The sequence below is a fragment of the Streptomyces sp. 891-h genome, from assembly GCF_022760275.1.
Classification (GTDB): domain Bacteria; phylum Actinomycetota; class Actinomycetes; order Streptomycetales; family Streptomycetaceae; genus Streptomyces; species Streptomyces spirodelae.
This window is the reverse complement of sequence record NZ_CP050693.1, coordinates 4,344,679-4,362,557: the sequence shown is the minus strand read 5'-3', so window position 1 is coordinate 4,362,557 and position 17,879 is coordinate 4,344,679. Positions and strand designations below refer to the sequence as shown.

Here is a 17,879-nt window from a genome sequence, read left to right as displayed (position 1 = left end):
GTACCTGGTCAGAGGCCCTGTCGTCCAGCGGACGGCGGGGCCTTTCGGCTGCGGTCGCCGGTCATCGTGAGGGCCGGTGGTGGTTTGACCTTGTCGTTGCGTCAACTTTTAGCGTCAGGGCCATGTCGATCACTGTTCTTGACACCTGCTCTGCCATGCGGCGGATTCTGACGGCCCCGGTCGCGGACCGCGTCGGCCTGCTGCGTTCGATGCTGGAGGCCAACAAGGGCATGTACCGCTATCACCCCCGCGAGGTCGACCTGGTGGCCACGCATCTCGAGACGTCCGGGTTCCCCGTCGACCGGGACGAGGAGCGTTGCCTCGACGCGCTCGACACGCTCGCCGAGGCCGGAGCCTGGGAGCGGATGCGACGTGCACTCGACGACGCGCTCACCGTGCTGCTGGAGGCGACGCCGGGGCTGGAGGTTCCGGACATCACGGTGCTGTTCGTGCTCGGCGACCCGGGTGACGAGCACTTCATGGGTCCCTGTCGAGGAGTCACCGGGTTCGGCGGCATCTCGGGGCACATCTCGATCACGTTCTGGCCCTTCCCCGAGAACGTGGAGCGGCTGGAGGCCACCGCCGTGCACGAGCTCCACCACAACCTGCGGTGGGCTCCGGGTGGGGTGGTGTGGGACCCGATGACCGTCACGGTCGGCGAGCACATCGTCGGCGAGGGCCTGGCCGACGCCTTCGCCCGCCAGCTCTACGGTGACGAGCTCGGCTACGCCCGTATCGGAGTACCGCATCTGCGCGACGACGAGGTCTTCGACAAGGTGCTCACCGGGCTCGATGTGACGGGCATGCAGAACTTCACTGCCTGGGTGCACGGCGACCCCAGCGCCGAGCGCTTCGGTCTCACCCCGGTGGGACTGCCGATGGGCGCCGGATACGCCGCGGGCAACAGGCTGGTCGACACCTACCTGGCGGCGACCGGGCAGACGGCGGCGCAGGCCCTGCATGCCGACAGCTCGGAGATCATCGCCGCCACGCTCGGCCGCGGGTGACACTGGGACGGTGGAGTGGACGATCCAGGAGCTCGCTACGAGGGCCGGCATCACCAGTCGCACCCTGCGTCACTACGACCGTGTCGGGCTCCTGTCCCCGTCCCGGGTCGGTGCGAACGGGTACCGCTACTACGACGCAGGCGCGGTCGCCCGGCTCCAGCGGATCCTGCTCATGCGCCGGCTCGGCATGGGCCTGCCGGCCATCGCCGCGGTCCTGGCCGAGGAGGTGGACACGTGTGACGGGCTACGCGCCCACATCGCCGCGCTGGAAGAGGAACGGGACCGCATCGACCGGCAGATCCGGTCGGTACGTCACACGCTCGAGGCCTTGCAGGCGGGGATGGAGCCTCGGATGGACGTCATGTTGGCGGGGTTCAACGACCACTACAAGGACGAGGTGATCTCGCGCTGGGGCGAGCGCGCGTTCCAGGTGAGCAACGACTGGTGGCACAGCAAGTCCCTTGACCAGCAGCGGGCCTGGAAGAAGGCCGCCGAGGATCTCGTCGCCGCGTGGGTCGAAGCGGCGAAGGGCGGTGTTTCTCCGACATCGGAACAGGCGCAGTCCCTGGCTGCCCGGCACGTCCGTTGGCTGAGCCGGATCCCGGGGACTCCCACGGCCGAGGGCGACCGGGAGTGCTCGATCGAGATGGTGAAAGGGCTGGGGGACATGTACGTCGACGACCCTCGCTTCGCCGGCATGTACGACGACGCCGCGGGGGCCGTGTTCGTCCGCGACGCACTGCAGGCGTATGCGCGGACCCGGATGTAGTTCGTGGGACGCCGACGAGTGCGGTGAACGCCCGGCGAACACCCCCCGGTCCCCCGGGCCCCGGCTTGGGCTGCCGTCCGCCGCTGTCCCTGGAGGACTAGGTGCGTCGTGCGGCAGCCGCGGCGCGGCTCGGATTCATGCGTCCCAGTCCGGGGGCAGGTTCCGCTGCATGAGCACCGTGTCGACCCAACGGCCCTGCTTGTGCCCGACGGCGGTGAGCCGACCGGCGTGAGTGAAGCCGAAGCGCTTGTGCAGCGCGGTCGAGGCGTCGCTTCCGGTGTCCGCGATAACGGCGACCATCTGGCGCATGCCCGCCTGCGCGCACTGGGTCAACACAGCGCCGAGCAGCGCGCTGCCCAGCCCTCTGCCTGTCACATCGGGGACGAGGTAGACCGAGTCCTCCACGGTGTACCGGTAGGCGGGTTTGGGGCGCCACGGAGCCGCGTAGGCGTACCCGGCCACTTCGCCGTTCAGTTCGGCGACCAGGAAGGGCAGGCCCCGGCCGGTGAGGTCGTCGAACCGGTGCCGCCACGTACGCCAGCGAGGGCTCGGAGCCGTGCACGTACTACGTCGCCGCCCTCATCATGCGCCCGCGCGCCGGTCGGCACACCGACGCCTGACGCCTGCCCGGGGGACCGTAACCGGGCCCGGGCCGGGGAGGTGTGGGGCGAGGGGTCACTGTCGTTCTCTCGGTGGCATCGTCCGGCGCGGACGGGGGCCGAGGTTCTGGATGATCGTGGTGTGCAGTGCGGCATGCAGGACGGGCGCGGGTGTCAGCGAGCCGGCCGGTGTGCAGGGCACCGCCCAGTGCGGGCCCGGAGGATGCAGACGGCTGCTGGGCGGTACGGTCACCCAGCTCGCCGTACTCAGCACTTGGACCGCTGCGAACTCGCAGAAGGACCAGCCCTGTGCGCTTCCCGACTCGATGAGCCAGTAGAGCCTGCTGCCGTAGGGGTCGCGGATGACCGCGCCGGACGAGGTGCCGAGCCGGGCCAGTACGCCTTCTCCCAGGTACGCGGGGACCCGTACCGCGTCCCACCACTCGCCGGCGGGTAACAGCACGGCATCCAGACCCTTCGGCAGCGGCCACCACACGGTCACGGCTTCTCCTGTGCGTCTTCTGCGGCGTCTTCTGCGACGCCTTCAGCTGCTTGTCCAGCTGCGTTCTCGGCGTCGTCGGCGGCTTCGGCCGCTCGGGCGCCGGCAGTTCGTGGCGTCGCGCGTCCCCGTGCTGTAGGGCGCATTTCACGGTTCCTCACGCTCTCCGCATGTCATCACCTGTTGGGACGCGACCCACTCTGCCGACAGTGGCAACCAGAAAGTGTCACCAATGTGTGACACCTCCGTCGCACACCGTGATCACCAGTCGTCCGCCTCCCGACGCGGTCCGCCGCACCCACGTCTGGCCGCCCGGGCGGTCACAGGGAGAGCCAGGCCGCCATGTTGTCCAGTGAATCGGGTGTCCGGCGGCGTTGCGCCACCAAGCCGTTGATGGTCTCGCGGGCTCCTGGGTGGTAACGGGTCTGCTCGGGCGCCAGTTTGCGTGCCGTCACAACGGACTCCAGTGCGGCGTCGCAGCGTCCGGTCTCCATCTCGGCCCGTGCCCGGTCGACGTAGAAGTGTGCCCGGCGCGACATCGGCCAGCCGTGCGGAAGGCGCACCCCTCGCGACTTCTCCAGCGCCATGCCGTAGCGCCGCATCTCCACCTGTGCGGACACTTCGTGGACCGCCACATTGGCCGGTCCGAAGCTCAGCCAGTACACCCGTTCCGCCTCACCGGTGCGCTCCGCGTAGGCGGCTGCCTCGCGCAAGTGGCTGTCGACAGCGTCCGCGTCGTGCGCGCGGGCCGCGATGACGCTCGCGCCCAGATGCAGCTGCCCCCGTACGACGAGTGCCGCACGGGCCTCCCGCTCGGCGCTGTCGGTACAGGAGAGCGCCCGGTGCCCCGCGTCGATGAGCCGCAGCCCGATGGTGTGCTCGCCCTCGCGGAAGTAGGTCAGGGCGCGCATGTACTGCCGTACGGCGGCCATCAGCGGGTCGGAACCGCGCTCGGCGGCCCAGCCGAGCCGGTCCAGGGCGATGGTGGCCAGGTCGTAGAAGCCGAGCTTGGTGGCGATGTCGTGGGCCGTGCGGTACGCGGAACCCAGCGTCTGCCACAGCCCGGTCGTCCCGCCGCGGTGGGCAGCCGCCGTGGCCTCGGCGATGAAGGCCGGCAGGGCGTGGGCGGCCTTGCTGAGCTGGGTGGCGCGCACCATGCGGCACAGTTCGTCGGCCTGGGCGGCGAGTTCGGCCGGAGTGCGGGGGCTGCGCTGCGGAGCCTGAGGCGTCGGCGCTGCTTGCGATGCCTCGGGCACCCGGTCGCCCGCCCGGCCCGGGTCGTGGACATGGACGTGGACCTGGTCGAGTTCGTACGCCTCGTGCCAGTCGTAGAGGTCGTACAGGTCGAGCGCCTCGCGGATGGGGCGGATGAGGGCGGCCAGCCGGTCCTGCTGGAGCTCGGTGACGTAGGGCTGGCCCGTCAGCACCGTCACATCGATACGCAGCACCCGCGCCACGGCCGAGACCAGATCGGGCGAGGCGTTTTTCCGGCCTTCCTCGACCTGTCGTAACAGGCTGTAGGAATAGGGGATTCTGGCGGCCAGGCCGCGCTGGGTCAGTCCGGCCAGCTTGCGTTGGTGGGCGATGCGGACGCCCGCGTGTTCTTCCTGCATACCGCGCATCCGCGACTCCGTTCCTCGATGCTCGGGCACCGTATGCGCGGTGTACGGCAGCGATGCATTTCGGCCGTGAGTGCCACTCGATCGAGTTCCGCGAGGTTGCGCGGCGGGGCGCCGTATGAGAAGCGACCGCACTGCGCGAGAGGCGGCAGCACTGAGCGCGAGGTGGCGACACGGCGTGCGAGGTGGCGACAGGGCGTGGAAGGTGGCGACGCCGTGAGCGGGGAGCAAAAGCGCCGAACCCTGCCAAGGTGCCCGCGAGGGGACGCGAGGGGCGCGGGCTTCGTGGTGGGATGCCCGTATGGCCTCACGCGTCCTGTATCTGCTCGGTTGCGCGGCACCACCCGTGCTGCGGGTCGCCGATGTCCTCGGCGACGCCCAACGCGCCGGCTGGGACGTGTGTCTGGGGCTCACCCCGACTGCGGCGCACTGGCTGTCCGGCCAGCTTCCCGAACTCGAGCAGCAGACAGGGCATCCGGTGCGCTCGCATTACAAGATGCCCGGCCAGCCGGACGCCTGGCCGCCCGCCACGGCCGCGCTGGTGGCCCCGGCGACGTTCAACACCGTCAACCAGTGGGCGCTCGGGATCACGGAGAAGTTCGTCGTCGGTTTCGCCGCCGAGGCGATCGGCAAGGGCATTCCCCTGGTGACGATGCCGTGTGTGAACGCCGCATTTGCCCGCCACCCTCAGTTCGGCAACTCCCTGGAGACGCTGCGGCGGGCCGGGGTGCGGGTGCTGTACGGGGAGGGCGGTTTCGTGCCCAACGCGCCGGGCCGGGGCCGCCCGGACGCGTTCCCCTGGGAGCTCGCGCTGGCCGCCGCGGAAGAGGCCGCAGGGGACGCCGGTCTCCCGGAGTGACGACCAGGCCGGGCGCGCCCTGACCACCAGGCCCGTCGCACCGTCGGCCACCAGGCCCGTCGCGGCCGGATCACGGCCCAACTTTCCTCTCGCGCTCACAGCGAGGTACCCTTTGGGCGTCCGCCTTGGTCAGTTGCCCAAGGCGGACGCCCAAAGCTATGCGCGCCCAGCCCGCGGGCACCCGGGCGCCCCACCCGAGAACCGCCCCTACGAGGAGGCTCCTCCATGGCCCCACCACCCCCTCCCACGGCTGCGGAGCGCGGCCACGAGGTGCGGCAGCGGCTCTTGCGGGCCGGTGCGGAACTGATCACCGAGCGCGGCTGGTCGGCGGTGAGCACCCGCGCCGTCGCCGAGCGGGCAGAGGCCGGACCGGGCCTGGTGCACTACCACTTCGCCTCGCTCGGCGCGCTGCTGCGGCAGGCGGCGCTGGGGGCCGTCGAGGCACTCCTGCACGAGCTGACGGTGCTGCTGAAGGCCGCCGCCACCCCGCAGGAGGCGCTGGAGCGCATATTGAGCACGCTGGACGCCTATTCGGGCACCGATACGACGTCGCTGCTGTTCACCGAGACCTATCTGGCAGCCACCCGCGACGAGGAACTGAAGAGCGGCCTGGCGCGCCTCCTCGCAGGAGCGCGCGAGGAGTTGGCCGGCCATCTGCGCGAGCAGCGGGTGCCGCAGCCGCAGGAGACCGCCGCCGTGCTGATGGCCGCGGTCGACGGGCTGATGCTGCACAGGCCCTTGTCGCCCTCGCTCAGTTCGGCAGCCGTCGGGCCTGTGCTGCGGCGACTGCTCACCGAGACGAATTCTGGAGGTGAGACAGCGTGAAGGCTGTCATCTGTGGCGCGGGAATCGCCGGACTCGCGCTCGCTCACCAGCTGGCCGCGCACGGCTGGCAGGTGGAGATCGTGGAACACGCACAGGGGCCGCGCGAACAGGGATACATGATCGACTTCTTCGGAGTCGGTTTCGAGGCGGCCGAGGAGATGGGGCTGCTGCCACGTCTGCGGGAGCTCGGGTACCTGATCAGCGAGGCGGCCTTCGTGGACGAGCGGGGGCGCCGTCGGGCCGGTCTGGACTACGGGGAGTTCTCCGCCGCGACCGGCGGAAAGCTGCTCAGCATCATGCGGCCCGACCTCGAACTCGCCCTCCGGGAGAGCCTGCCCGCCGAGGTGGAGCTGCGCTACAGCCTGACCGTCACGGACGCCGACGACCAGGACGACGGTGTCCGCGTCACACTGAGCGACGGCAGCGTGCGGGACGCCGATCTGCTGGTGGGCGCCGACGGCATCCACTCCACGGTACGCTCCCTGGCGTTCGGCCAGGAGGGGACCGACGAGCACTGCCTGCGCCAGTTGGGCTTCCATACGGCGGCGTTCGTCTTCGACGACCCGCAGGTGTACGAACAGGTCGAGGGGCGCTTCTGTCTGACGGACACGGTCGGCCGCCAGATGGGCTTCTACGCGCTGCGCAGCGGCAAGGTCGCCGCCTTCACCGTGCACCGGGTGGACGACCCGTCCGCACCGCTCCCCCAGGACACGCGCAGCGCCGTACGGGAGATCTACGGCTCGCTGGGCTGGGTGGTGCCGCGCGCGCTGGCGGCCTGTCCCCCCTCCGAGGAGATCTACTACGACCATGTGGCCCAGACGGTGCTGCCCCGTTGGAGCCGTGGCAGGACGGTGCTGGTCGGTGACGCCTGCTACGCCGTCTCCCTGCTGGCGGGCCAGGGCGCGTCCCTGGGCGTCGCGGGCGCCCATGTACTGGCCGCGCAACTGGCCGCCGCGGACGGCGACGTACGTGCCGGGCTGGAGCGGTACGAGCAGCTGTGGCGCCCGGTGGCCGAGGACAAGCAACGCGTGGCCAACCAGGGAACGCGCTGGTTCCTGCCCAACAGCGCGGCGCGGTTGCGGCTGCGCAGGGCTGCGATGCGGCTCACCGGGCTGCCCGGAGTCAACCGGCTGATCGCCTCGACGGTGACGGGGAAGCCGGCGGAGCTGTCGCAACTGACGAAGTGAAGCGACCTCCGGGACCGCCGGGTCCCCCGGTGGCGGCCCATGCGAGGTCCGCCGAAAATTCTTCCGGGGCAGCGATGAGTTCCGCCACCGGGCCCGGTCTACCCCTGCGAAGAGCTTTTCCGCCCCCGTAGGGAGCTTTCCGCGCCGCTACGGGAGCCATCAGCAGTCCCAGCAGAGCGAAGCGCAGCAGAGCGCAGAGAAGAGGCACACCATGTCCCGGAAGATCTTCGTCAACCTGCCGGTGAAGGACCTGGACCGCAGCGTCGACTTCTTCACCAAGTGCGGCTTCTCGTTCAACCCGCAGTTCACTGACGAGAACGCCACCTGCATGGTGGTCAGCGAGGACATATACGTGATGCTGCTGGTCGAGCCGTTCTTCAAGTCCTTCTCGCAGCGGGAGATCCCCGACACCGCCCGGACCAGCGAGGTGCTGGTGTGTCTGTCGGCCGACAGCCGCGAGGAGGTCGACGAACTGGTCGACGCCGCGCTGACCGCCGGGGCGGCGGCGCACGGCGACCCGCAGGAGGAGGGCCCGATGTACGGGCGCTCCTTCGCCGACCCGGACGGCCACATCTGGGAGGTCATGTGGATGGACCCGGCGGCCATCGAGGGCTGACCGGGCAGCCGCCCGCCGACGGGCCCGCAGCCGCCCACCGGGCCACCCACGGACCACCTGTGGACCACCCGCAAGCGGTCCAAGAGCCCGCCCAAGAGCCCACCGACGGGCAACTGCCGTCACGACTCCTCAGCGGAAGTCCTCCGCGTGGTCGCGGGCCCACTGGGCGAAGGTGCGGGCGGGCCTGCCGGTGAGTTCCTCGACTCCCGGGGAGACCTCGGCGGGAGTGTCGACGGAGCGGGCGGCCATGTCGAGCAGTACGTCGGCGATCCCGGCGGGGGTGCCGTCGGCGACCATGCCCGCGCGGGCCTCCTCCTGTGGGATCTCCTCGAACCGCAGGTTCCGTCCTGTCGCTTCGGCGATGAGGCGGAGCTGGTCGGCCTGGGTCAGCGACTCGGGGCCTGTCAGCACGGGTGTCGCACCGCTGCCGCCGAGCGCGCCGGTCAGCGCCAGGACGGCGACGGCGGCGATGTCGTCCTCGTGTATCGGCGTGGCGTGTGCCCGGGGGTGGGCGGCGCGCACCACACCGTCCCGCCGTACGCCCTCGGCCCACGCGAGGGTGTTGGTGGCGAACATGCCGGGTCGCACATGCGTCCACTCCATACCGGCCGCGGCCGCGGCGGTCTCCACCGCGTTCTCCAGCGACCGGTGATGCTCCGCGATGGGGTTGTGGGGGTCCACGGTCGGGATCGCCTGGACGACCGAGGACGACGAGAGGGTCACCATCCGCTTCACCCCGCGTTCGGCGGCGAGTTGCAGGAGGTCGCCGGGTCCGTGCCAGAAGGCGGCGGGGTTCAGGAAGACGGCGGAAGCGCCGTCCAGCGCGGCGCCCAGGTCGTCCGCCGCGACCGGTGTCGCGCCCTCGGGCAGCCGGGCGCGGTCGGGGTTCCGCGTCAGACCGCGGACCTCGTGGCCCTCGGCGGTCAGCCGGGCGACAAGCGGGCGGCCGACGTTTCCGGTCGCTCCGGTCACCAGAATCATGTTGTTCTCCCTCGTTGTGCGTACGTGCTGTGTTGTGACGGTGTGCTGTGTCGTGCGGGTGTGCGTGCCGTCGGAAAGGCCGTACGGGGCTGTTCGACGCGCGGCGCACCGGTTTCCGGCGTACGGCAGGACAGCCGGGCGCCGGGAGCGGCCAGATGCGAAGGACCAGATGCCGGAAGGACCAGACCGCATCTTTCAACCAGTTGGATGAAGAAGTCAACCGGATAGTTGAACCTGCCTTGCGGCAGCTACGCTGGGCACCGTGAGCGACAAACCCGCCCCCTCGCCCAGCACACGCTGCCCGCGCCGTACGCCCGGTCCCAAGGAGCGCAAACTCGACCCGGAGCGCTCCTGCCGCCTCCTGCTCGAGGCGGCGCTGGACGAGTTCGCCGCCAAGGGGTTCGCCGGGGCGCGGGTACAGGACATCGCCGACCGCGCGGGGCTCAACAAGCAGCTGATCGCCTACTACTTCGGCGGCAAGGAAGGGCTGTGGAACGAGCTGAGCCGCCGTTGGACCGAGAGCGAGGAGTCGTTCAACGAGCCGGGCGTGCCACTGGACGAGGTCGTGGCGCGCTATCTGACCCAGGCACTGGACGATCCCCGTGGCCCCCGGCTGAACGCCTGGGCAGGGCTCACAGGGGCCGGGCAGGAGGGTGACCGCGAGGATCTCTCGGACATGGAGCGCCGCAAGGAGGCGGGGGAGATCGCGGCTGAGCTCGACCCGGGCGCCGTCCTCCTGCTGCTGATGAGCGCGGTCGCCACCCCTGTGGTGATGCCGCACGCGGTCCGCTCGGTCCTCGGCCTGGACCCGGAGTCGCCCGAGTTCCGGGAGTTCTACACCGAACAGCTGCGCCGGATCGTCCGCCGCCTGGGCTGACGGCTGACGGCAGACGGCAGACGGCAGACGCGGCGGTCACCGACCGGTTCTGCGGTCGAACCGTCTGTGGCCGGGTCGTCTGTGGCCGGGTCGTCGGCCCTACGACCAAGGTCCCGACCCGAACCCGGCATTCCTCCCGCTGTCCGGTCGTTGTGCTGAACGAGCCGGGCCGGCCCCGGAGTCGGCCCGGATCCGGAGTAGAGCTCACATCCGGAGTCGAGCTCAGATCCAAGTTCAGAGTCGAGGGGACAGCGATGTCGATCCAGCTCAACCACACGATCGTGTACGCCAGCGACAAGAAGCGCTCAGCCGAGTTCCTCGCCGAGCTGCTGGGCCTGGAGGTCAGGCCGCAGTACGGCCCGTTTCTGCCGGTCGTCACCGAGAACGACGTGGCGCTCGACTTCGCGGACGCCGGGGAGAACCCGATCACGCCCCAGCACTACGCGTTCCTCGTCTCGGAGGAGGAGTTCGACGCCGTCTTCGCCCGGATCAAGGAGGCGCGGCTCACCTACTGGGCCGACCCGATGCGCACCCGCCCCGGCGAGATCAACCACAACGACGGTGGCCGCGGTGTCTACTGGGCCGACCCGGACGGGCACATGCTGGAGATCATCACCCGCCACTACGGCGGGTGAAGAGGGCGCCTGAGCGGTTGTGGGGGCGGGCGGCTCCTCAGCCGTCCGAGTCGTCCTCCTCCTCGGGGCAGGGCGTGCCGCGCGGCAGCTTGTAGGGAGCCGCGATCCGGTAGACGCCCGGGCGCGGCGCGTCCAGGACCGTCCAGGTGTCCAGGACCGGCTTGTCCTTCCCCTCCGGCGGCGGGCCGCCGAACGTGGGCTCCGCCTTGCGCAGACAGCCGTTGATGTTGCCGCTCTCGGCGGAGGGGGGCGCCACCCGGTCGCCGTCCTTGTCGACCAGCCCGAGCCACGGCGAGTACGGCACCCGCACCAGCACCCGTCCGCTCTCGCGTACGCGTACGGTCACGCTCTCGGCGTCGGCGCGCTCCACGGACGCCGAGGCGTCGACCAGCGGCACCGGGTCCTTGACCCGGAACAGCCGCCAGCTGTCGTCGGACCAGATCTCCTTCAGATAGGGCTGGCCCTCCCCCACCAGCTTGGCCTCGGCGACGCCGCCCGCGAGGTCGGGCGGGTCGGCGGGGAGGACGACGTAGTGCACGGCCCAGCGGCGCAGCCACGCGTGGTAGCGCTCGGGGCTGAGGTTCTCCTCGTAGAAGAGCGGATTGCGCTCCAGGTCGGCCTGCCGGTTCCAGCCCCGGGCCAGATTGACGTACGGAGCCAGCGCCGAAGCCTCCCGGTGGCTGTTGACGGGGACGACCTCCACCCGCGCCCGGTCCGCGTCGACTTTCCTCAGCTGGGCGAGCAGCGGCTTCAGTTCGCCGGCCCAGTTGGTGTCCGGCGTGGTGTGCAGCACGTCCCAGGTGGGCTTGCCGATCTGCCAGCCGAAGGTCACCAGCAGCGCCAGCGCCATGGCCAGACCACGGCGCGACTTCCAGGGCCGCCATCCGTGCCCCACCGCGATCGGCACGGCCGCCAGCAGCGCCACCCCGCCGAACAGCAGTCCGAGCCGTTCCACATTGGAGCCGACCTGCGAGGGGATCGCCCAGGTCAGCACGATGCCCAGGGCGTAGATGGCACCACCCACCCGGACGGCCATCCAGGACTTGGGGACCAGCAGTACGACCGCAACCGCGCCCAGCACCGGGAAGACCAGCGACCAGAACGGCATCGGCTGCACCCCCGTGAACGGGAAGAGCAGCGCCGAGGCGGCCACGACCACCGGCGGCGGGAGGGCGACGGCGAACATCGCGGCGGGCCTGCGTGCCAGCAGCAGCGAGGCCGCGACGACTTCCAGGAACAGCCCGGCGACGGGGCTGGCGGCCGTCGCCAGCGCGGCCAGCAGCACCGCGAGCGCCGCCCGCGTATACCGCGCGAGCCGGCTGGCGCGCCCCCCGCGCCAGCGCGCGGGCCAGGTCCAGACGACGGCGACGGCGCCCAGCCCGAAGAGCACGCCCAGCGCAAAGGTAACGCGCCCCGAGGCGGCGTTGCACGCGAAGGCGAAGGCCCCCCACAGCGAGGGCAGCAGGGGCTTGGGCACCGTCCGCGCCAGGAGCAGCGACAGCAGCCCCGCGGAGAGCACCCCGGAGACGATCAGCGTCGTGCGGACACCGATCACGGCCATCAGATACGGCGAGATGACGCTGTAGGAGAACGGGTGCAGCCCGCCGTACCAGGCGAGGTTGTAGGCCGAGCCGGGATGCTCGCCCGCGAACTCGGCCCAGGCGTCCTGCGCGGCCAGGTCCCCGCCGCCGCTGGCGAGGAACCACAGCCAGAGCAGGTGGAGCAGCGAAGCGACGGCCAGGGTGATGCCGACGACGGGGAGCGGCTTGGAGACCGCGCGCCGCAGCCGCGCCCGGCCCTCGGCATCCGCCGAGGCCCCGCTCCCGGCGGCGCCACTCTTGCCGGCCCCGTCCCTGGCGGCCCCGCTCTCGGCGGCCCCGCCCTTGCCGGCCCTCGTCGACTCCGGGCGCTGTCCGGGTACAGGTGTGCGAACGGCGCCCGTGGCGTCGTCCACGCCAGGACTTCCAGCTATCTCACCGGCGCCGGGGTCAGGGTCCGACTCCGGCGTCCGCGGTGGGTGCACAGTGGCCACTGCGCTCTCTCCCCGTCCTCCCCGTACGAATGTGCGGCTCAGATCCGCACGACGTTACCGGACGACACCACCGGACCCCCCACCACCCCGCGGGCCGGGCCGCCCGTGGGACGGGCGAGGCGCGCGGGGCGGGGCGTGAGCCGTGAACCGGACATGCCGACCGGGACGGTGGACGCACTGGGGCACGGAATGGTTCAGCCGACGCGGGTCAGCTTGGCCCCGAACCCGGGCTCGGTCAGATCGCTCTGGAGGGCGACCGGGACCTTCACCTGGCCAGGACCGTCACCCACCGTGAGGCTGCCGACCTTGGTGCCGGGCCCGGCCTCGTGCGGGATGGTCTTGCCGCTGTCGGTCAGCTTCAGCTTCACCTTCAGACCCGGCCAGCCCACTGCCGTCACGTCCTTGGTGGCCACGACGGGCGTCTTCCCGCCCAGCTTGTCGTCGACATAGCCGACGACCTGGCCCTTCTTGACCACCTTCGTGGCCTCGAGCGCGTCCTGGCCGGCGTCGATCAGCTTCTTGCTGGCGGCCAGCACGGTGTCCAGGATCGACGGCTGGTACTGCCCGAGGACGGCACCGATGATGAGCTGCTTCGTACCGGCGATCTCCTTCTCGGCAGCGAACAGCAGGTTGCCACCCGCCTTGGTCGTCGTGCCCGTCTTGATGCCGACCACGCCGTCCATCGGAACCAGCCTGTTCCAGTTGGACTGCTTCTTGCCGTTGGTGTCCACGTACTGCGGCTGCCGCACGACCTCGCGGAACAGCGGGCTCTCCATCACCTTCTTGCCCAGCTTGACCTGGTCGGCCGCGGTGCTGACGGTCGAGGCCGTCAGACCGCTGGGGTCGGTGTAGTGGGTGTTGGTCATGCCCAGGTCCTTGGCGGCTGCGTTCATCTTCTTCACGAACGCCTTCTCCGAGCCCGCGTCCCAGCGGGCCAGCAGCCGTGCCACGTTGTTCGCGGATGCGATCATGATCGCATCCATCGCCTCCCGCTGCGAGATCTTCTGGCCCGCCTTGACCTTGACGGTCGACTCGTTCTGCGCGCTCAGCCCGGCCTCGTCCTCCGCCTTCTGGTCGACGGGGATCATCTCGCCCTTCGTCCCCTTCTTCACGGGGTGATCCCGCAGGATGACGTAGGCCGTCATCACCTTCGCGACGCTGGCGATCGGCACCGGCTTCTGCTTGCCGTAGGAGCCGAAGGAGCCCAGCCCGTCCACGTCGATCACGGCCTGCCCCTCGGAGGGCCAGGGCATGGACGGCTTGTCGCCCTCGAAGGTGTACGTGCCGGCCGCCGTCATGGACAGTTCGGGGTCTGGCAGCGGACGCAGCGCCTGCACCACCACGAAGATCACCGCGAGCAGCAGCACCAGCGGCGTCCAGATCTTCACCCGGCGGGCTGCCGTACGCAGCGGCGTCTCGGGCGGCGGCGGGCTGTTGGTGAGCTGCGCCAGCAGATCCAGCGGCTGCGGCTGCGAGCCGCCCGCCTCCGGGCTGCCCGGCATCGGCTGCTGCCGCGTACGCTCCGGCTCGCTCTCGGCGGGGCTCGGCGCCGATGCCGGTGCCGATGCCGGTGCCGATGCCGACGGAGCAGCCGCTCCGGCCGACGCGCCCGGCGCGTTACCCGTTGCCGCCGACGACTCGGGGGCGCCAGTGGGGCGTGTCGGGGCCGCCGACCACGGGTTGGCGGTGGGCGCCGACGGGGACGACGACGCGGGCTTGCCGGGCGCCGCCGGGGGCGCGGCGGCCGCGCCCGTCGCGCCCGCTGCCGTGGACGGCGTCGACTTGGCGGGGGTGCGGGGCTCGTCGGCGGAGCGGAGCGGGACGAACTGGCTGGTCCGCTCGGCCTCCGACTCCTCGCTGCCCCCCTTGCCGCGGCCGCCCTTGACCTGGCCACCCTTGTCGCGGCCGTCCCACTTCCGGGGGTCGGGGGCGCCCGAGGGATCGGCTGAACCCTTTCTGCCGGACTTCTCCGGCTCGTCGCCGTCCTCCGGCTTCGCCGGTCCCTCCGCCTTGCCCGGCTTCTGCGGGCTCTGCGGGCCTTGCGGGCTCTTCGCCTGGTCCCGCTTGATGTCGGGCGTACGGAAGATCGCCGTCGGCTGGTCCGTGGCCTCGCCGTTCCTGCCGCTCTTGTCGCTCTTGTCACCCTTGTCGCTCTCGTCACCCTCGCCGGGGCTCTTCGCGTCCTTGGGTGCGCCGAAGAACGCCGAGGTCAGCCGCTCGGCGCGGTCGGCCGCCGCGACGTCGTCCTCCTTGCGGGAACGGTCGCTCCCGGGCCGTACGATCCCGAACATCGCGGTCGGCGCGTCGCCCTGCGGCGCCGAGTCGGCGTCGGGGCCGGCAGCGGCATCAGCTTCGGAGTCGGCGTCGGCCCGGGCGTCCTCCGGCTTGGGCCGCACAGGGAGATCCGAGGAAGCGGCGCCGTCGCCGTTCTTCCCGGCGCGCGCGTCCGCACCGGCACCGTGGGCACCGTTCGCGGGGGTCTTCGGCCCCTCGGCGCCGTCCGCGTCGGCAGGAGCGCCGTCGGGAGCGCCGTCGCCCGCGACCCAGGCGGCCACGGCCGACTTCAGGCGCGCGTCGCCCTCGTCCGCCGTCGCGGGCTCGTCGGCCGCTGCGGCCTCGTCCCGCTCCGCCGTGCCCTCCGGGTCAGCCGTCCTGCCACCCGTCTCGTCGTCCGGCTCCCCGGCCGGGGACGTGGGTGCGGGGATCTTCGACGGAGCGGTGTCCCGGGTCGCCGTACCGGCGCCGTTCTCCGCTCCGGAGCTCTTCGGCTGCTTCTTTTCGGCCGTCTCGTCGGGCCGTGCAACCGTCCCGCCGCTCCCCGTCGTCTCCCCCGACGACCTCTCCCGCTCCGACCTGTCGGGGGATTCGCCCGCCACCGATGCCTCCTGATGCTGCTGCTCGCCGCTCGCCATACCAGTTAACAGTGTCCTATGCACCGAGGGCGCCACCGGCGTGGCGGTGCTCCCCCGGAGGGCTGCCCGTGTGGCCTCCCCCAGCGCCAGACGAGAACGACATACCTGCTGGTTCCCACCCATAAGGTCCGGGCGCTCTCGACAGACCATTGTGAGAGGGGTCACCCTGTCATTCATCCACGCGGGGAGGCATGGATGGGCAGGAGCCGCAGAACAATTCCCGAGGAGCTGCTGTTGCTCGCCTTGGACCCGGCAACGGGCACCACGGCGCAGCCGCAGTCGCTTGACCTCGGCCTGGCCGGAGCACAGCTAGTAGAGCTGGCTCTGGCAGGACGGATAGCCCCTGATGGGGATCGTATCGCCGTGGTGCTGCCACGGCCGACCGGAGATCCGACCCTGGACTCCGCATTGGAACTGCTGCGCAGGCGCGGCAGCCCGGTGCGCGCTGTCCACTGGATCGGCGGGCCCCGGTTGGGGCTGCGCCAAACCTATCTCACACATCTGGAACGGTGCGGCATGGTGCACGCCGTTTCCGGCCAGATGTGCGGAGTTCTGCCGACGACGCGCTATCAAGCGACGGAGACGGCCATCAGCCGGGAGATCAGGGCCCGGCTGGACACCGCGATCCGCACCGGAGTCCCGCCGGACCCGCGGACCGCGGCGCTCGCCGCGCTGGCCCACGCGGTCGGTCTCGGCAAGCACCTCTACCCGGGCAACGAGGGGCGGTCCTGCCGTTCCCGGCTGCGGGACCTGATCAGGCACGACCCGATGGGCGGACTCGTCGCGCACGCGGTGATGGACGTCCAGAACGGCGTCGGGGCGCAGCCGAGGCGGGCCCAGGCCGGCACGGCGAACGGACCGCCCTCGGGCCGTTCGACCGCGCGGGCGACGGCGTCGGCCGCCGGTCCGACCCGGCATCTGCCGGAGCAGGCCCGGCATCTGGCGGGTGGCATGGTCCGGGCGGGAGCACGCTGAGGTCACGCACGCGTCCGCCGCGTCCGCCGCGAGCGGCGCGCGCAGGGCCTCACCGGATACGGGCCGGACCCGCCGCCCACGCGGGCTGAGGATCGGGCACGTACGCGCAGGACGCTACGCGCGTGGCCGACTGCCGCGGTGGTGTCGGTACGGCGACTGCTACGCCGCACCGAACACCACCCGGAGTCGGCCGCTGCGTGGCGGCCGCTCGCCGTACGTCGGCTCCCACAGCCCTGCGACTGCTGCGCCGCGCCGGTCGCCGTGGGACACCGACTGCCGGAGCACGTCTTCCACCGCCGCAACACAGCCGAACCCGAGCACAGCGGCAACTACGCCGCGACGGCATCCGCAGCGCCACGCCCGAAGCGCGGCCGTGGCCGCAGGGTTCGAGGCGTAGCAAGTGAGCGAGGCCAGCCGTTGGTGGGCGGATTTGGGGCTCGCTCGTGTGGTTTTCCTCGACTGCTGTACTCAACCCCGCACTCTCTGTTGCCATTTTCCAGCGCGAGCGCACATGTTGGTGGCAACCTGCTTGAGTAGTCGTACTTACACGGAGGTGCGGTCCCGTGGCGTCGAACGTCAACCCCACAGTCCGGCGTCGCCGACTGGGCCAGGAGTTGCGCCGTCTGCGCGAGCAGCGGGGCATGACGGCCGAGGAGGTCGCGGACCGGCTGCTGGTCTCCCAGTCGAAGATCAGCAGATTGGAGAACGGCCGGCGCAGCATCAGCCAGCGGGATGTGCGCGACCTGTGCGGGGTCTACGAGGTCGAGGACCGCCGGATAGTCGACTCGCTGATGCAGATGGCCAAGGAGTCGCGCCAGCAGGGCTGGTGGCACGCCTTCGGCGACATCCCCTACAGCGTCTACATCGGCCTGGAGACGGACGCCGCCTCGCTGCGCGTCTACGAGCCGCAGGTGGTGCCGGGGCTGCTGCAGACACGGCCGTACGCGGAGGCCGTCGTCGCCGGAGCGCTGCCGGAGGCCACGGCCGCGGACATCGAGCGCCGGGTGCAGGTGCGGATGCGCCGCCAGGACCGCATCAAGGACGAGCGCAACCCGCTGCGGCTGTGGGCGGTGCTGGACGAGTCGGTGCTGCGCCGCGAGGTGGGCGGCAAGCACACGATGGCCGAGCAGCTGGAATACCTCAACGAGATGTCGCAGCAGCCCCATGTGACGCTCCAGGTGATGCCGTTCTCGATGGGCGCGCACCCGGGCGTGAACGGGCAGTACGCCATCCTCGAGTTCCCCGAGGCCTCGGACTCGACCGTCATCTACCTCGAGGGCGTCACCAGCGATCTGTACCTGGAGAAGGCGAACGACGTGCAGAACTACAGCGTCATGTACGAGCATCTGCGCGCCCAGGCGCTGAATCCGGACCAGACGCGCGAGTTCATCGAGAAGGTCGCCAAGGAGTACGCCCGGGGCTGAGCACCCGGGAGCGGAGAACAGACCGCCACAAGAAGGCAGAACAGGACAGGACGGCCCGGCAGT

Annotated in this window: 15 protein-coding genes and 1 pseudogene; 10 read left to right on the top strand and 6 right to left on the bottom strand. The window is 71.1% G+C overall.

Annotation, left to right across the window (positions count from 1 at the left end; translation table 11 throughout):
• Positions 1-122 precede the first annotated feature (122 nt).
• The gene (locus HC362_RS19075; protein ID WP_243085198.1) at positions 123-1,007 is read left to right on the top strand and encodes a DUF2268 domain-containing putative Zn-dependent protease; all 885 of its coding nucleotides are present in this window, start codon (positions 123-125) and stop codon (positions 1,005-1,007) included.
• A 10-nt stretch (positions 1,008-1,017) separates the two neighbouring features.
• Positions 1,018-1,776: a MerR family transcriptional regulator gene (locus tag HC362_RS19070; protein ID WP_243085196.1), complete on the top strand. Its 759-nt coding sequence runs from the start codon at positions 1,018-1,020 to the stop codon at positions 1,774-1,776.
• Between the two features lie 135 nt (positions 1,777-1,911).
• On the opposite strand, the pseudogene HC362_RS19065 reads toward HC362_RS19070, so the two are convergent.
• From HC362_RS19065 to HC362_RS19055, 3 genes and pseudogenes are all read right to left on the bottom strand, one after another.
• Positions 1,912-2,298, bottom strand: a pseudogene (locus tag HC362_RS19065) (N-acetyltransferase family protein); the annotation flags it as partial.
• Positions 2,299-2,451: 153 nt separating this feature from the next.
• Complete coding sequence (locus HC362_RS19060; RefSeq protein WP_243085195.1) at positions 2,452-2,877, bottom strand: hypothetical protein; 426 nt, start codon at positions 2,875-2,877, stop codon at positions 2,452-2,454.
• A 317-nt stretch (positions 2,878-3,194) separates the two neighbouring features.
• Positions 3,195-4,496, bottom strand: a complete 1,302-nt coding sequence (locus HC362_RS19055; protein ID WP_243085193.1) for a helix-turn-helix transcriptional regulator — start codon at positions 4,494-4,496, stop codon at positions 3,195-3,197.
• Positions 4,497-4,794: 298 nt separating this feature from the next.
• Between HC362_RS19055 and HC362_RS19050 the strand changes: the two genes are divergently transcribed.
• The 4 genes from HC362_RS19050 (at position 4,795) to HC362_RS19035 (ending at position 7,980) form a co-directional block, all read left to right on the top strand.
• Positions 4,795-5,352 (top strand): flavoprotein, encoded by a 558-nt coding sequence (locus HC362_RS19050; RefSeq protein ID WP_243085191.1) that lies wholly within the window; start codon positions 4,795-4,797, stop codon positions 5,350-5,352.
• Positions 5,353-5,577: 225 nt separating this feature from the next.
• Complete coding sequence (locus tag HC362_RS19045) at positions 5,578-6,177, top strand: TetR/AcrR family transcriptional regulator (protein ID WP_243085190.1); 600 nt, start codon at positions 5,578-5,580, stop codon at positions 6,175-6,177.
• Complete coding sequence (locus HC362_RS19040; protein WP_243085188.1) at positions 6,174-7,364, top strand: FAD-dependent monooxygenase; 1,191 nt, start codon at positions 6,174-6,176, stop codon at positions 7,362-7,364. The genes HC362_RS19045 and HC362_RS19040 overlap by 4 nt, the downstream gene beginning before the upstream one ends.
• A gap of 211 nt (positions 7,365-7,575) precedes the next feature.
• Positions 7,576-7,980 carry a VOC family protein gene (locus HC362_RS19035; protein ID WP_209265338.1) on the top strand — a complete coding sequence of 135 codons (405 nt, stop codon included), beginning with the start codon at positions 7,576-7,578 and terminating at the stop codon, positions 7,978-7,980.
• Between the two features lie 129 nt (positions 7,981-8,109).
• Here the strand turns inward: HC362_RS19035 and HC362_RS19030 are convergent, their stop codons facing one another.
• The gene (locus HC362_RS19030; protein ID WP_243085187.1) at positions 8,110-8,961 is read right to left on the bottom strand and encodes an NAD(P)H-binding protein; all 852 of its coding nucleotides are present in this window, start codon (positions 8,959-8,961) and stop codon (positions 8,110-8,112) included.
• 262 nt (positions 8,962-9,223) lie between these two features.
• Here HC362_RS19030 and HC362_RS19025 point away from each other — a divergent pair, with 262 nt between their 5' ends.
• Positions 9,224-9,838 (top strand): TetR family transcriptional regulator, encoded by a 615-nt coding sequence (locus HC362_RS19025; protein ID WP_243085185.1) that lies wholly within the window; start codon positions 9,224-9,226, stop codon positions 9,836-9,838.
• 254 nt (positions 9,839-10,092) lie between these two features.
• Entirely contained in the window at positions 10,093-10,473 is a 381-nt protein-coding gene (locus HC362_RS19020) for a VOC family protein (protein WP_243085183.1), read from the top strand.
• 37 nt (positions 10,474-10,510) lie between these two features.
• Here HC362_RS19020 and HC362_RS19015 read toward each other — a convergent pair whose 3' ends face one another.
• Both HC362_RS19015 and HC362_RS19010 read right to left on the bottom strand, forming a co-directional pair.
• Positions 10,511-12,427 (bottom strand): MFS transporter, encoded by a 1,917-nt coding sequence (locus HC362_RS19015; protein WP_243085181.1) that lies wholly within the window; start codon positions 12,425-12,427, stop codon positions 10,511-10,513.
• A 272-nt stretch (positions 12,428-12,699) separates the two neighbouring features.
• Positions 12,700-15,417, bottom strand: coding sequence for a serine hydrolase (locus tag HC362_RS19010; RefSeq protein ID WP_243085180.1), 2,718 nt, complete (start codon positions 15,415-15,417; stop codon positions 12,700-12,702).
• Positions 15,418-15,612: 195 nt separating this feature from the next.
• On the opposite strand from HC362_RS19010, the gene HC362_RS19005 reads away from it, so the two are divergent.
• A complete protein-coding gene (locus HC362_RS19005; protein ID WP_243085178.1) occupies positions 15,613-16,392 on the top strand; it encodes a GPP34 family phosphoprotein in 780 nt (259 codons plus the stop codon).
• A gap of 563 nt (positions 16,393-16,955) precedes the next feature.
• Complete coding sequence (locus tag HC362_RS19000) at positions 16,956-17,816, top strand: helix-turn-helix transcriptional regulator (RefSeq protein ID WP_243085177.1); 861 nt, start codon at positions 16,956-16,958, stop codon at positions 17,814-17,816.
• Positions 17,817-17,879 lie beyond the last annotated feature (63 nt).